The organism is Variovorax sp. GrIS 2.14 (assembly GCF_046115955.1).
In the GTDB taxonomy this organism is placed as follows: domain Bacteria; phylum Pseudomonadota; class Gammaproteobacteria; order Burkholderiales; family Burkholderiaceae_C; genus Variovorax.
In genome coordinates this window covers 397,041-412,197 of the sequence record NZ_JBJXIA010000002.1, presented here as the reverse complement: position 1 = coordinate 412,197, position 15,157 = coordinate 397,041, and the positions used below count along the sequence as shown (strand labels likewise).

Genomic DNA, 15,157 nt, shown 5'->3' with positions numbered 1-15,157 from the left:
ACACTGTTGGACGAATGATGCAGCTGGCCCGAAATTGAGGCCGGATTCTGTGCACAGCTTCCTATGAGATGTAACTTCTCAGCCAGAAACTGTCGACTTCACGTAAGCACGGGAAGTACATATGAACGCCGCCACATCGTTGGCTCTCGCTGTCAAGGAGCTCGAGCCAGGGGAATTCCACTGGATGTTGCTCGAGGAAGACGGCTCGTTGGAGGATGGATTCAGCTTCAAGCCGAGGCGGATCGGCGAGCCGGAAACCGACACTGCCGCCGCGTGGGTGGCAGGCTATCTGGCCTTGCGCGCCGCGCTGCGCGCAGCCAAGCGGTAACAGCCGCCAGGGTCGTCGCCGAGCGCAAATAAAATCGGCGTCGTGAAACCACTTGTCTTCGACCTGTCTCGCTACGACGCCGCGATCATCGACCTCGACGGAACGATGGTCGACACGCTGGGCGATTTCGTGGCCGCTCTCGGCCTCATGCTGAACGAACTCGGTCTGCCCGGCATCACCGCCGAGACCGTCGAGCCGATGGTCGGCAAGGGTTCCGAACACCTGATCAGTTCGGTACTCGACCATGTGCTCGCGCCAACCGTAGCCGTGCGAACAGCGTCGCTCTTCGATCGGGCCTGGACGTCTTACCAGTATCACTACCGCCTCGTCAATGGGCGGCAGTCAGCCGTTTTTCCGGGCGTGCGCGAGGGCCTGGAACTGTTTCGGTCCCGCGGGTTGCGCCTGGCCTGCATCACCAACAAACCGACCGATTTCGCGCGTCCGCTGCTGGCGGCAAAAGGACTCGACGGCTTCTTCGAGGTGGTGTTCGGTGGCGATGCGTTCGAGCGCAAAAAACCCGATCCAATGCCGTTGGTGAAGACTTGCGAATACCTCGGAACGTCACCAGCCCGCACGCTGATGCTCGGTGACTCCAGCAACGATGCGCGCGCCGCGCGCGCGGCCGGTTGCCCCGTCGTGCTGGTGACCTATGGCTACAACCACGGGGAGCCGGTGCGCGATGTCGATGCCGATGGCGTCATCGACGCCTTCACCGATTTCGGCAGCGTGCGAGCGGGCGCTTGACGTTCGGCGTCGGCGGTATGCCGTCGGCCATCAGATCACCTGTGCCAGTCTTCGACCACCGAGGCGATCTCCGTCATCGTGGCCTGCTCGATGAGAGGCGTGTCTTCGTCTTCCCCCTCACCGAACTTGACCAGCCATGGATGTCCGGAGATCTCGACAACGGACTTTTAGGCGGTAGAAACTAGGTCCAGGCACGGCGCCTTCAGGCATGGCTCTTGGCTCCCCTGCGCGAAGCCGCCTGAACTTCACCTTCGAGCGCCGCGAGGTCGTGGGCCGGATTCGCCGGCGCGGCCAGTGCTTCCCTATTGCTTTGCAAAATGCCGGTTTTGTTCAATCTTGATCTACGAAACCCGGATGAAATCGACAAACGCCCGCAGCGGCGCCGGCAGATATCGGCGGCCAGGGTAGTAGAGGAACGGGCCTGAGAACCGTGGCCACCATGACTGCAGCACCGGCTCCAGCGCGCCGCTGTCGAGGTGCGGTTTCAACCAGTCGTCGAACAGCTGGATTACGCCTGTGCCCGCGATCGCGGCATCGACGGCGAGGTCGACGGCCGCACCAATGCGCACGATGAGCGGTCCGGTGGGGTCGACCTTCACGACCTCGCCGTCGCGCTCGAACTCCCAGACCGGCATCGCACCGCTGGCGAAGCGGCCGCGCAAGCAGTCGTGGTCGAGCAAGTCGCGCGGATGCTCGGGGCGGCCGCGGCGGTCGAAATACGTCGGGGATGCCGCTGTCGCGTAGCGCTGTTCGCGCGGGCCGATGGGGATGGCGATCATGTCCTGCTCTAGCCGTTCGTCGTAACGGATGCCAGCGTCGCAGCCGGCCGCGAGCATGTCGACGAAGCTGTCATCGGCCACGATGTCGAGAACGATGTCGGGGTAGGCCGCCAGAAACGGCGGCACGATGCGTGGCAACACGAGGCGCACGGCGCTGATCGGCACGTTGAGCCTGAGCGTGCCCGCGGGGCGATCCCTGAAGCCGTTGACGACGTCGAGTGCGGCCTCCACCTCGAGCAGCGCCGGGCCGAGCCGGTCGATGAGCCGCGCACCGGCTTCGGTCGGCGCGACGCTGCGGGTGGTGCGGTTGAGCAGCCGCACGCCGAGCCGGGTTTCGAGTCGGCGAACCGCTTCGCTGAGGCTGGAGGCACTGCTGCCGGTGAGGCGGGCCGCTTCGCGAAAGCCGCCTGCACGCGCGACCGCGACCAGCGCCGTGAGATCACCGAGGTCTGCCGCCATTGTTCGAGATTCCGTACAGCCTGTGCCGAGCGCGGCATCTTATCGCCCGAGTCGATGCGACCTACATTGATCGCCAGACGCCAAGTCAAACCGCAAAGGAACCATCGTGATCGATATCGGAAAAGCAGGAACATTCACTCTCGGTGTCCGCACCGTCAAGCGCGTCGGCTACGGCGCGATGCAGCTCGCAGGCCCGGGCGTCTTCGGGCCGCCGAAGGACCGCGCAGGCGCTGTCGCGGTGCTGCGTGCTGCTGTCGAAAGCGGCGTCGACCACATCGATACCAGCGACTTCTACGGCCCGCACATCACCAACCAGATCATCCGCGAGGCGCTGCACCCCTACCGCGACGATCTGGTCATCGTCACGAAGATCAGTGCCCGCCGCGGCGAAGACGGCTCGTGGATTCCGGCCATGTCGCCCAAGGAGCTGACGCAGGCCGTGCACGACAACCTGCGCAACCTCGGGCTCGACGTGCTGGAAGTCGTCAACCTGCGCAGCATGCTCGACGTGCATGGGCCAGCCGAGGGCTCGCTGGAAGAGCCGCTCGCCACCCTGGCCGAACTGCAACGGCAAGGCCTGGTGCATCACATCGGCCTGAGCAACGTGACGCCCACGCAGATCGCCGATGGACGCCGCATCTGCAAGATCGCCTGCGTGCAGAACCTGTACAACCTGGCGCATCGAGACGACGACGCGTTGATCGACGACCTCGCGAAACACGGCACCGCCTACGTGCCGTTCTTTCCGCTCGGCGGCTTCACCCCATTGCAGTCGACGGCTCTGTCCGACGTTGCCAGTTCGCTGGGCGCGACGCCGATGCAGGTCGCTCTGGCGTGGCTGCTGCAACGCGCACCGAACATCCTGCTGATTCCCGGCACATCGTCTGTGGGGCATCTGCACGAGAACCTGGCAGCGGTCGATCTGACGCTGGACAGCGATGCGGTCGCGAAGCTCGATCGGATCGGCGCGAAGTGACATCGCTCGCTTGTTGCGGTTCGCGCATGCGGGTCGTTCCGCTGCCTATGATCGAAGGGATGCGTGGCCATGTCGGCCACGGGGAGTCCGGCTTGAAGCCCAGTCTTTCCGAATCCCTCAGAACCGAAACCCGCGAATTGCATACACAAGCCGAGCGCAGCGCCTTCATGGGCGCGTTGCTCCGTGGGCGGATGGAACGACAGGCCTACTGCGCCATGCTGCGCAACTTGCACGCGATCTATGCCGCGCTGGAGCCGGCGCTCGAGCGGCATGCGAGCGATCCGCTTCTGTCTCCTTTGTCCTTTTCCCAGTTGCGGCGCGAAGGGCCGCTGCAAGCCGACCTCGACGCACTGCACGGCGCCGGTTGGGCCGATGCCTACGCCATGCAGCCGGCCACCGTGGACTACGTGGCGCGACTTTGCGCGCTGGACGAAGCACAGCCCGAATTGCTGGCCGCGCACAGCTACGTGCGCTACCTCGGCGACCTGAGCGGCGGGCAGATGCTGCGACGCATCGTGCGCGACAGCATGGCGCTGCCGCCCGGACAAGGGACAGCGTTCTATGAGTTCGGCACATCGGAAGAAACGGTGCAGTTGAAGCGTGCCTACCGGGAAGGGCTCGAACAACTGCAGCCTGCCGAAGCGACTGCGCGAGCCATCGTGGCCGAGGCACGCCGCGCCTTCGAACTGCACATGCAGCTCTTCGAGGAACTTGCGAGCGACATGCTTGCGGCGTTTTGACTCCCTTTGACTTTCAAAAAATGCCGGGACCGACTCGGACTGCGTTTCAGCAGGCGTAGCATCGCCGGGATGCAAGTTGAAAAGTCATCTTCAGCCGGGGCGGCCGCACTGGAAAGCCCCGCCGACGAGTCTGCCCAAGCCAGTGGCTTCACGTGGCCGAACCCGGTCGCGCCGGGCTTCGCACCGAACGCCGTCATCAATGACGCGCCGGCCTGCGAGTTCTTTGGCGCGAACAACCAGCGCGTGGTTGGCAAGCTGACGCGCTTCTTGCCGAAAGAAGAAGCGGTTCATGTGCAGCTCAATCAGTCGAGCCGAGCGACCACCGTGCGCTTCAATCAGTTCCGCATGCTGCGCCTGACGCGGCCACTTTCCATCGGGACCGCCGCCGGCACCGCGAAGTGGTCGTCCTTCAAGATCACCTGGAACGACGGCAGTGTTTTAGAGGGCGAATCGCTGGGCCAGCGCAAGACCGCTCCAGGGCTTTTTCTTTTTGTCGCCGGTGAAGACAAGAACTCGGTGGTGCGGCTTTTCGTGCCGCGCAGCAGCTTCAAGGAAGTGTTGTTGTCCGAGCCGGATGCATCGGCGCCAGACGCGCCTGCCGAACCTTCCTTGAGCTTGCAGCCGCTCGACGTGGAACCAGCCGAGGACCAGGCGTCCGGTGCGGCATCGCCGGATCGCGAGAGCGAGTCCGTGCTGTCAGCCGAAGTCGTTACACCGGAGCAACTGGTGGCGCAACTCGAAGCACAGAGCCGCATGCCGATGGTGCGCATCGGCCAGGCGCTGATCTCGCTCGGCCTCATCACCGAAGAGCAGTTGCGCGACGGCCTGGCCCAGCAACAGTTCGACCGTACCGTGCCGCTCGGCGAAACGCTGATTCGCATGGGCGTCATCAAGCGGCTGGACCTGCAGACTGCACTGGCCCGCAAGATGGGATATCCACTGGTCAATCTGCAGCTCTTTACGCCCGCGGCGGAGGCCCTGCGAAAGATCAGCCACGGTGCCGCACGACGCCTTCAGGTCATGCCGCTGATGGTGAACGAAGGGCGTCTGATCGTGGCGCTCGACGATCCGGCCAACCGGCACGCGGCCATCGACGAGGCGGAATTCATCGCCGGCATCAAGGTGGTGCCGGTGCTCGGGCAATACGCCGACCTCAACGCGATCCTGTTCAAGGCCTACGAGAAGATCGGTGCGACCGAAGTGGGACCGGCGAGCGCCGACCTCGACCGGCCGATCGAGTTCGACATCACCGGCACCAACGAGCTGCTGGAGACGCTCGAAAAAGAGGGCCAGCCTTCGTCCGACGAAGACGCGCCGATCGAGCAGTCCGACAACTCGCTGGTGCGGATGATCAACCGCATGATCCTGGAAGCGCATCGCGAGGGCGTGTCCGACATTCATATCGAGAGCTATCCGGGCCGCGAAAAGATCCGCATCCGTTTCAGGCGCGACGGCCGGCTCTACACGTACCTGGAACTGCCGCCAAACTACCGCAACGCGCTCATCGCCCGCATCAAGATCATGTGCGATCTCGACATCAGCGAGAAGCGCAAGCCGCAAGACGGCAAGATCAATTTCTCGAAGTTTTCACCACAGCATCGGCTTGAACTGCGGGTGGCAACCGTGCCGACCAACAACGGCCTGGAAGACGTCGTGATGCGGTTGCTGGCCTCTGCCAAGCCGATCGCGCTCGACGCGCTGGGCTTGTCGGAGCGCAACCTGGCGCAGCTCAAGGCGGCAATCGAACGGCCTTACGGCATGGTGCTTTGCGTGGGACCTACGGGCTCCGGCAAGACCACGACGCTGCACTCGGCTCTGATGCACATCAACACGCCCGAGCGAAAGATATGGACCGCCGAAGACCCGATCGAGATCACGCAGGTCGGGTTGCGGCAAGTGCAGATCAATCCGCGCATCGACTGGACCTTTGCGAAGGCGCTGCGGGCTTTCGTGCGGGCCGATCCCGACGTGATCATGGTCGGCGAAATCCGCGACGAAGAAACCGCCAAGACCGCCATCGAAGCGTCGCTTACCGGCCACCTGGTGCTGTCTACGCTGCACACCAACAGCGCGCCCGAGACCGTGACGCGGCTGCTCGACATGGGCATGGACCCGTTCAACTTCGCGGACTCGTTGCTGGCGGTGCTGGCGCAGCGTCTGGTGCGCCGCCTGTGCACGCATTGCGTGACCAGCCGACCGGCGACCGGGGCCGAGGTCGACGAGTTGCTGTCCGATTACATGCACTCCTTCGGAGCGACCGAGATGGCGGCCGAACACGAGACCGTACGAAGCGGCTGGCTCACGCGTTCTGCCCGTGACGGCGCGCTGCAGATGTACCAAAGCGTGGGCTGCAAGCAGTGCGGCGACACCGGATTCAAGGGGCGCGTCGGCATTCATGAACTGATGGTCATGTCGCGCCCGCTGCGCCGCCTGGTGCAAAACGGCGCGCGCGCCGAAGAGCTGCAAGAGACCGCCATGCGTGAAGGCATGCGAACGCTGCGGCAAGACGGCATCGACAAGGTGCTGGCGGGCCAGACCACGATCGACGAAGTGCGCGCGACCAGCAACGTTTAACGTCTGTCATCAAGACAGAGGAATTGCCGACCGATGGAGTCCATGACCGATTTTGAATCGATGTTCGACCTGGCCCCCGTGTCCCTCTGGCTGGAGGATTACAGCGGGTTGAAGCAGTTGTTCGACCGCTGGCGCGCCGAGGGCGTCGAGGACATTGCAACGCATCTTGAAGCAGACCCTGAACGGGTGCGCGAATGCATGGCGCAGTGGCGCGTGCTGCGTGTCAACCAAAGCACGCTTTCGCTCTTTTCAGCCGACTCGCAGGAGCATTTGCTGTCGCAACTCGACAAGGTGTTTCGCGGCGACATGGCCGCGCCGGTCGTCCACGAACTGACGCAACTGTGGCAAGGCCATCTGTGCTTCGACAACCAGACGGTGAACTACGCGCTGGACGGCCGCCGCCTCGACGTGCAGGTGCGCGTGCGGGTGCTGCCGGGTCACGAGACCACATGGGATCGCGTGCTGGTGTCGCTCGACGACATCACCGAACGCGTCCGCGCGGAGCGGGAGCGCATCGAGAGCGAGCGCTATGCGCGCGGCCTGTTCGAGCACTCGCCGGTCTCGCTGTGGGTCGAAGACTTCAGCGCAGTCAAGCTGTTGCTGGACGACATCCGCGAGCGTGGCATCAACGACTTTGCGACCTTCATCAAGGTGCACCCCGAGTTCGTCACGCGCTGCATGCAGGAGATCCGCGTCATCGACGTCAACCGCGAAACATTGCGAATGTTCGTGGCCACTGACAAGGACATGCTGCTGCACAACCTCTCGCGCGTTTTTCGCGACGAAATGACGGAGTCTTTCGCCGACCAGTTGCAAGACCTGTGGAATGGCAAGACGCTGCAGCAGCGCGAGGTCGTCAACTACTCGCTGGCGGGCGACACCATCAACATCCACATGCAGTTCGCCGTGCTTGAAGACCGACTTGCCACATGGGATCTGGTGCTGGTGTCGCTGGTCGACATCACCGCCCGCAAGAAGGCCGAGGCCTACCTCGAATACCTCGGAAAGCACGACGTGCTAACCCAGTTGAACAACCGCACTTTTTATTCCGAAGAGCTCAACCGGCTTTCACGCAAAGGCCCGTGGCCGGTGTCGATGCTGGCCATCGACCTGAACGGCTTGAAGCACGTCAACGACGATGCCGGCCACGCCGCCGGCGACGTGTTGCTGCGACGCGCGGGCGAGGTGTTGAGCATGGCGGTGGATGCGCCGGCCTGGCCTGCGCGCATCGGTGGCGACGAATTCGCGGTGCTGATGCCCAAGACCGACGAGCGGGGTGCCGAAGCGATGCGCGACCGGATCCTCTCGTTGCTCGAACTCAACAACCAGTTCTATTCCGGGCAGAGCGGTCATGTGTTGAGCTTCGCCATCGGCACAGCGACTTGCGAAGCACGCGAGCACCTCGATTCGGCACTTCAGCGCGCCGACAAGGCCATGTATGCAGACAAGGCGCGGCATTACCTGGCGCGTGAAGACCACGTCGCGTGAAAAATGTGCGTCGATTGGTTGTAATTTGATGTGTCTTTGGCCAGTTAGAGGCCATGATCGAGACCATGAATTCCGGTTGTTTCGCCTCGGTGCGGCGATGCATGCTTTTGGCTTACGTCGCAACACTCGTGCTCGGCACGGGATTCGTGCGCGCGGGCGAACCAGGCGCTGAACGTCGGCTGCGAATCGTCGGTGGACTGGCAACGCTCAACCAGTACACGCTGCATGAAGAGCGCTTCTGGGCGCAAGACCTGGCGCGTCTGAGCGGCGGCAAATACAGCGCGAGCATCGTGCCCTTCAACCAGGCTGGCGTCCCGGGGCAGGAAATGCTCAACCTCATGAAGCTGGGCGTGATTCCGTTCGGTACCGCGTTGCTCAGCCAGGTGTCGAGCGAAGAACCCGAACTTGGCGCCGCGGATCTGGCCGGCCTCAACCCGGACATGGCAACGATGCGCCGCGTCATCGGCGCGTTTCGCCCCACGCTGGAGAAGATCTTGCGAGATCGATTCAATGTCGAGTTGCTCGCGGTCTACGTCTATCCGGCGCAGGTCATCTTCTGCAAGCGCCCGGCCACTCAGTTGTCCGATCTCGCCGGTCGGCGCATTCGCGTTTCAAGCGTGAGCCAGGCGGACTTCGTCGGTGCCCTCAAGGCAACGCCCGTGCTCATCGAGTTCGAGTCGCTGATGTCCAACATGAACTCGGACAACACCGAATGCGCAATCACCGGCGCGATGTCGGGCAACACCATGGGGCTTCACAAGATCACCGGCTCGCTGTACACGATGCCGTTGAGCTGGGGGCTGGCCGTGTTCGGCGCCAACAAGGACATGTGGAACACGCTGCCGCCGGATTTGAAGGTGCTCCTGAAGACGGAGTTGCCGAAACTCGAAGCCACGGTGTGGGCCGAATCGGAGCGTGAAACCGGAGACGGTGTGGCCTGCAATACCGGCGCCGACAGCTGCATCCGCGGTACGCGTGGCGCGATGTCGGTGGCGCAGCCGTCAGCCGCCGACGAGCGCCGTCGGCGCGACATCTTCACCGCGAACGTTCTCGGCCCCTGGGTGCAACGGTGTGGCTTCGCCTGCGCCCAACTATGGCAGCAAACCATCGGGCCGGCAGTGGGCATCAAGGCGCCCTCGGTACAGTGAACAACCTGCTGCCTCGCCGATTCATCGCCTTCATCTACGGCGTCGCAGCCCTGTTCCTGCTGGCCGTCCTGGGCACTGCGGTGATCCTGACATCCGAGATGCGCGACAAGGCGCTGGCTGACAGCGAGAGCCAGGCCGTGCGCTTCGTCAGAGGCTCGGAGGCCGCGCTCAATCGCAGCTTGCTGGGCGTCGACTTGTTGTTGGCAAATTTGAGCGAGCCTTTGCAAACCTCCACGCTCGCGACAGTCACAGCCGATGCATCGCGGACCGACGTGGCACAGCTGATGCAGAAGATCGTGCGGCAGAACTTGCTGGTCAGGTACATCGCCTTCGTCGATGCCAGGGGCGACGTGGTGGCGACGTCGGAGCGGCGCGGCACCCGGCTCGTGGTCCGGCTGCCGACCGGCTTCCTGCAGCAAGTGCTCGCGCAGCCTGCATCGTCGCTGGAGATCAGCACGCCGTCGGTGAGTTCTTTGACATCGCAACGAGTCGTCTATTTCGCACGCGATCTGCAGCTGGCGGACGGCAACCACATCGTGGCCATTGCCGAAGTGCAGTTGTCCCTGTTGACCACCATCCTGACCCAGGGCGCGGACATCAGGGGTCTTGAAGTAACGCTCGAGCAGGATGCAGGTCCGATGCTCGCCAGCATGCCGCCGCGCGACGACCTTTCGGGTCGGCCTATCCTCCCGGCGCTGAGCGAGCGCGGCAGCGCCGGCCAGGTGCAGCGTCTGCCGGCGCGCCTGAGCGGCGAGCCTGCCTTGGTGGTGGCGCGGCCGACGCTGCATCGCAACCTGCTGATCGTCGCGAGCATCCCGTTGAGTTCGGCCTTGTACGAATGGCGACGGCAGCGCACTTTCATTCTGGGCGCAGCAGCGGTTTTCATGCTCATGATCCTGGGGGTGGCCTACCTGACGCAGCTGCACTTTCGGCGGCAATGGCATTCGCGGGCCACGCTCGACCAGGCGCTCGAGTCGATGGTCGACGGTTTCGTGCTGCTCGACTCCGAAGATCGCGTGCTCGCATGGAACCGCCGTTTCGTCGACACCTTCCCATGGGCACGGAACATGATGGCGCCGCTGTTGCCGTTCGACCGGATCATCGACGCGGGCGCGCCCCATGTGCGCGCCGAGATCGTCAATCAGGACGACGACGTGCGCACAGAGTCGGACCGGCGCCAGCGGCCCAGGCAGGGCGAGCGCGAACTCACGTTCGAAGGCGGGCAGGTCGTGCTGGCAGTCAAGAGCCGCACACCGGATGGCGGCCTGGTGTGCGTGTACCGCGACGTCACGGAGAGGCGGCGTCACATCGCCGACGTGATCGACGGCAAGGCGCAATTGCAGGCCACGCTCGATGCCTTGCCCGACGTGCTGCTCGAGCTGGGGCTCGATGGCCGCTGCCATCGCTTTCATTCGCCCCGCACGCTCGAACCGGCGATCGACGTGGCGCACCCGGTCGGCAATCTGATCTCGGATCTGTTGCCGCCCGATGCCGCAGCCGAAGTCATGTCGGCGCTCGAAGAGACTTATGTATCGGGCTTTTCGACCGGACGCCAGTTCGAGCGGCGCGCGGCGCATGGCACCACCTGGTTCGAAATGTCGGTCTCGCGCAAGGCCGTGGGCGAAGGGGCCGATGCGCGCTTCATCGTGATCCTGCGCAACATCACCGAGCGCAAATCGGCTGCACGCGAAATCGAGCATCTGGCGTTCTACGACAACCTGACCGGGCTGCCGAATCGGCGGCTGCTGCTGCATCGGTTGCAGGCGGCTACGGACAACAACGCTCGCCGCCCGCGCCAGGGCGCTTTGTTGTTTCTGGATCTGGACCATTTCAAGACGCTCAACGACGCACGCGGCCAGATCATCGGCGATCTGCTTTTGAAGCAGGTTGCCTTCCGGCTTTTGGTGAGCATGCGCGACGGCGACACCGTGGCCCGGCTGGCCGGCGACGAATTCGTCATGCTGCTGGAGAATCTAAGCGAAGACCCGGCTGTCGCAGCGATGCAGACCAAGGCATTGGGAGAGGCGATCCTGTCGGAACTGCAGCAGCCGTTCGAGCTCGGCAACCAGCAGCACCACATCACCTGCAGCATCGGCGCCACGCTCTTCGGCGCGCAGGACCTGTCGCTCGAAGAATTGCTGAAGCAGGCCGACATCGCCACCTACTACGCCAAGACGGCGGGCGGCAACGCCATGCATTTTTTCGAGACGGCGATGCAGACCACCATCACCGCGCGCGCCACGCTCGAGAACGAACTGCACACCGCCATGTCGGCCAAAGAGTTTGTCCTGTACTACCAGCGGCAGGTAACCTCGGAAGGCGAGGTCATAGGTGCCGAAGTCCTGATCCGCTGGATGCATCCGCATCGCGGCATGGTGCCGCCGGCCGGCTTCATCGAGCTGTCCGAGACGACCGGCTTGATCGTGCCCATCGGTTTGTGGGCGCTGGAGCAGGCCTGCACGCAGCTGGAACGCTGGAGCCACCATCCGAAGCGGTCGCATCTGGTGCTCGCGGTGAACGTGAGTGCGCGCCAGTTCCGCCGCGACGACTTCGCAGACCAGGTTCGCGACGTGCTGATCCGCACCGGCGCCGACCCGTCGCGGCTCAAGCTCGAACTGACCGAGAGCCTGCTGCAAGACAAAGTGAGCGAGACGATCCGCAAGATGCGATCGCTGGCCGCCATCGGCATCCAGTTTTCGATGGACGATTTCGGCACCGGTTTTTCGTCGCTGTCGTACATGACGCAATTGCCGCTGCATCAGGTAAAGATCGATAAGTTCTTCGTGCATGGCATCGGCGTCAACCCCAAGGTCGAACTCATCATCCAGACCATCATCGGCATGGCGAAAAGCCTGGATCTGTCGATCGTCGCCGAAGGGGTCGAGACGCAGGAGCAGCTGGAGTTTCTGGAGAAACACGGTTGCCTGTTGTGCCAGGGCTACTTCTTCGGCAGGCCTGTGAGCTTCGAACAGTTCGATGCCGAGCTCGATGCGGAGATGGTGGAATGAACGCAGCCGACAACCCGATGCCGCCCGAGACGGGGCAGATCGAGACCTTGAACATGCTTCGTCCGATGGCCGAAGGTTTCGATGGGCTGGGCGTTGCGATGTGCGTCTTCGACAGTGCCGATGCCACCGTGCTCTGGAACCGGACGTTCCTGAAGTTCTTTCCGGAGCACGCAGCCTACGTTCATGTGGGTGAGCCTTACGTCGACAATCTGCGCCGCTTCTATCGGGAGCGCCTGGGCCCGGACGAGCTGCCGCTGATCGAGCGTTACGTGCAGGAAGGCCTGGATCGCCACCGCACTCAGCAGCGCCCCTTTTCATTCGAGCATTTGGGCAGGCGCCTCCAGGTGACGGCGTTTCCCGTGCCGGGCGCGTGCCGGGTCCGCCTGTGGAAGGCTGAGCCCGAAGTAAGCGTAGCCGCGGATTCTGCAGACGGCATGAACGTCGAACCGGCCAGCACCCGACAGGCAAGTGAGCAGGTCATTGTCGAAGCAACACTGCTCGACCACGTGGCCGACGGCGTGATGGTGACGGACATTGCCGACCGCATTCTCTGGGTCAACGAGCCATTCGTTTCGATGTATGGCGTGGCTGCGAGGGCAGCGGCGGTCGGCACTGGGTTTGCCGACGTCTACCGCGCCGCCTGGGATGCGCACGCAAGCGAAGAGCAGGCCCTGTACGAGCGCGGCCTGGCGACGCTGGTCGACAACATGCGTTTTGCCGGCGCGCCCTTCGAACTGCCGCTGCCCCGCGACCGGTGGAGTCGTGTGATCGCGCAGCGCAGCCCCGATGGCAAGGGATTTTTCGTGCATGTCGACATCACCTTGCTCAAGCGCCAGCACCACCTCTTGAGCGTTGCCGAAGCACGCGCGAGGGAGAGTGAGGCGCAGTTGCAGAGCAAGTCGATGCTGCTCGAAGCCACGCTCGACAGGATGGAGCAGGGCATCATGATGGTGAACGCCGACCGGGTGGTCGAAGTCTGCAACCGACGTGCAATGGAACTGCTCGACCTGCCGCCGGAATTGATGGCGTCTCGACCGACGTTCAGCCAGGTGCTGGCGCATCAATGGGCCAGCGACGAGTTCATGCACACGCCGCAGGATGTGCTCGATTTTGTTCGTGCTGGCGGCATTCTCGATCGTCCGCACAGCTACGACCGCATGCGTCCGAACGGGCAAGTGGTGGAAATCCAGAGCGTGCCGATCGAAGGCGGCGGCGTCGTACGCACTTATGCCGACATCACCGAGCGCAAGCGCAGTGAAGAGCGTATCCGGCACATGGCGCAGCACGACGGTCTCACCGCTCTGGCCAATCGCGAGGTGTTTCTCGAAGAACTGCACCGCGCGACGGATGAGTCACAAAGCACCGGTGAAATCTTTGCCGTGTACTTCATCGACCTCGACAAGTTCAAGTCGATCAACGATCACTTCGGTCACGCGATCGGGGACAAGGTGCTGGTGCAGGTGGCCGATCGCATGCGGCGACTGGTTGACGTATCCGACGTGGTCGGGAGGCTGGGCGGCGATGAGTTCGCGATCCTCAGGCGTCAGGTCGACGGGCCGGCGGGCGCGATGATGTTCGCGCAAACCTTGCTCGACGACTTTCGCACACCGATGCAAATCGAAGGGCACTTGCTCCACCTTGGCACTTCCGTAGGCGTGGGGCTTTACCCGGCCTCCGGTACGGGCGCAGATGCGCTGTTGCGCGCTGCCGATGCGGCGATGTACCTTGCAAAGTCGAGCGGAAGCGGGCGCGCGTTGTTGTTCGTGCAGCCCACAGATGCCGTCAGCGAGTCCGTGCCGGACTAGCGAACGGCTGGCCAACGCGGGTCGATTGCGGGTGTCTTACTTTTTCAGCGGCCGGGTTGGTGCTGCAGCAGATTGCGTGGCTGCCTGAGCTTGCGCCTGGGCCGCGGCCTCGCTGTCTTTCTTGGCGGCCTCGTGGTGGCCGATGGCGCAACCGGCTGCGGCGCCCAACACGCCATGCTTGCCGACGACGTGGCCCGCGACGCCACCGACTGCAGCGCCCTTCAGACAGCCCTTGGCTTCGGCGGCACCGCTCAGGACGGCAAAAGATAAAACGGCGATGGCAAGAACGTGGATGCGCATGGTGACTCCGGGGATGTTGGTGTGTTTGTAGAGCGTATTCAACGCGCATCGGAGCAACGCGTCGACGTGTCGGCCTCAACACGAGAAACTTTCCTACAAAGAGCGTGCTGAACGGCGGTTCCGCAGGTCGGCTTCGGCATTGAGGTACGGTGGCGCAGATGAACACCGCGTTGAATCCCCCCTTCCTGCAAATACAGGATTTGAACTTCACTTATCCGGAGCAACCGCCCCTTGCCAGTGGTTGGTCTGCATCGATCGGCTCTGGCGTGACACTCATGTTCGGCGATACCGGAGGCGGCAAATCGACCTTGCTGCGAATCATGGCCGGCGTGCAGCCCGCCGGCGGCCGATTGACGCTCTCGGGCGTGAGATTGGACGAGAGCCCTGCAGCCTATCGACGCAACGTGTTCTTCGTCGACTCAGGGACATCGATTTTCGATCAGATGACGGCGCGCGCATGCACGGCGACCTTGCGCGAGGGCGACGCGGCATTCGACGAGCGCGCGTGGCGAGACTTGGTCGATGGGTTTTCGTTGACGCCGCACATCGACAAGCCGATGTACATGTTGTCGACCGGCTCCAAGCGCAAGGTCTGGCTGGCGAGCGCGCTGGCTTCCGGTCGGGCGCTGACCTTGCTGGACGAACCGACGAGTGCGCTCGACGCGGGCTCCATTCGCTGCCTGTGGCGCGTGCTGGGAGAACGTGCCAATTCGTCTGAGCGCGCTATCGTCATCGCCAGCGCCGAGCGCATCGATCAGGTTCCGCTGGCTGGCACCATCGAACTGCCGCTGCCTTGAGATGGGATGCA

13 protein-coding genes are annotated in these 15,157 nt (G+C 63.5%); 10 read left to right on the top strand and 3 right to left on the bottom strand.

Annotated features, from left to right (window positions below; genetic code table 11):
- Positions 1-121: 121 nt before the first annotated feature.
- Together RCH10_RS05705 and gph are read left to right on the top strand one after the other, a co-directional pair.
- A complete protein-coding gene (locus RCH10_RS05705; protein ID WP_323497913.1) occupies positions 122-328 on the top strand; it encodes a hypothetical protein in 207 nt (68 codons plus the stop codon).
- Positions 329-370: 42 nt separating this feature from the next.
- Positions 371-1,072, top strand: a complete 702-nt coding sequence (gph, locus tag RCH10_RS05700) for a phosphoglycolate phosphatase (RefSeq protein ID WP_409051631.1) — start codon at positions 371-373, stop codon at positions 1,070-1,072.
- Between the two features lie 202 nt (positions 1,073-1,274).
- Here gph and RCH10_RS05695 read toward each other — a convergent pair whose 3' ends face one another.
- Positions 1,275-1,406 carry a hypothetical protein gene (locus RCH10_RS05695; RefSeq protein ID WP_409051630.1) on the bottom strand — a complete coding sequence of 44 codons (132 nt, stop codon included), beginning with the start codon at positions 1,404-1,406 and terminating at the stop codon, positions 1,275-1,277.
- Positions 1,407-1,413: 7 nt separating this feature from the next.
- Entirely contained in the window at positions 1,414-2,310 is an 897-nt protein-coding gene (locus RCH10_RS05690; RefSeq protein ID WP_409051629.1) for a LysR family transcriptional regulator, read from the bottom strand.
- A gap of 106 nt (positions 2,311-2,416) precedes the next feature.
- Here RCH10_RS05690 and RCH10_RS05685 point away from each other — a divergent pair, with 106 nt between their 5' ends.
- From RCH10_RS05685 to RCH10_RS05655, 7 genes are all read left to right on the top strand, one after another.
- Positions 2,417-3,286, top strand: a complete 870-nt coding sequence (locus RCH10_RS05685) for an aldo/keto reductase family oxidoreductase (protein WP_409051628.1) — start codon at positions 2,417-2,419, stop codon at positions 3,284-3,286.
- A gap of 26 nt (positions 3,287-3,312) precedes the next feature.
- Positions 3,313-4,026, top strand: a complete 714-nt coding sequence (locus RCH10_RS05680; RefSeq protein WP_409051627.1) for a heme oxygenase (biliverdin-producing) — start codon at positions 3,313-3,315, stop codon at positions 4,024-4,026.
- Positions 4,027-4,716: 690 nt separating this feature from the next.
- Positions 4,717-6,600, top strand: a complete 1,884-nt coding sequence (locus tag RCH10_RS05675) for a GspE/PulE family protein (protein ID WP_409051701.1) — start codon at positions 4,717-4,719, stop codon at positions 6,598-6,600.
- Between the two features lie 33 nt (positions 6,601-6,633).
- Positions 6,634-8,088, top strand: a complete 1,455-nt coding sequence (locus RCH10_RS05670) for a diguanylate cyclase domain-containing protein (protein ID WP_409051626.1) — start codon at positions 6,634-6,636, stop codon at positions 8,086-8,088.
- A 65-nt stretch (positions 8,089-8,153) separates the two neighbouring features.
- On the top strand, positions 8,154-9,236 hold the full coding sequence (locus RCH10_RS05665; protein WP_409051625.1) for a TRAP transporter substrate-binding protein: 1,083 nt from the start codon (positions 8,154-8,156) through the stop codon (positions 9,234-9,236).
- Entirely contained in the window at positions 9,233-12,244 is a 3,012-nt protein-coding gene (locus RCH10_RS05660) for an EAL domain-containing protein (RefSeq protein ID WP_409051624.1), read from the top strand. The genes RCH10_RS05665 and RCH10_RS05660 overlap by 4 nt, the downstream gene beginning before the upstream one ends.
- Entirely contained in the window at positions 12,241-14,049 is a 1,809-nt protein-coding gene (locus RCH10_RS05655) for a PAS-domain containing protein (RefSeq protein ID WP_409051623.1), read from the top strand. The genes RCH10_RS05660 and RCH10_RS05655 overlap by 4 nt, the downstream gene beginning before the upstream one ends.
- A gap of 36 nt (positions 14,050-14,085) precedes the next feature.
- Here RCH10_RS05655 and RCH10_RS05650 read toward each other — a convergent pair whose 3' ends face one another.
- Positions 14,086-14,349 (bottom strand): hypothetical protein, encoded by a 264-nt coding sequence (locus RCH10_RS05650; protein ID WP_409051622.1) that lies wholly within the window; start codon positions 14,347-14,349, stop codon positions 14,086-14,088.
- A gap of 158 nt (positions 14,350-14,507) precedes the next feature.
- Here RCH10_RS05650 and RCH10_RS05645 point away from each other — a divergent pair, with 158 nt between their 5' ends.
- Entirely contained in the window at positions 14,508-15,146 is a 639-nt protein-coding gene (locus tag RCH10_RS05645) for an ATP-binding cassette domain-containing protein (RefSeq protein ID WP_409051621.1), read from the top strand.
- Positions 15,147-15,157 lie beyond the last annotated feature (11 nt).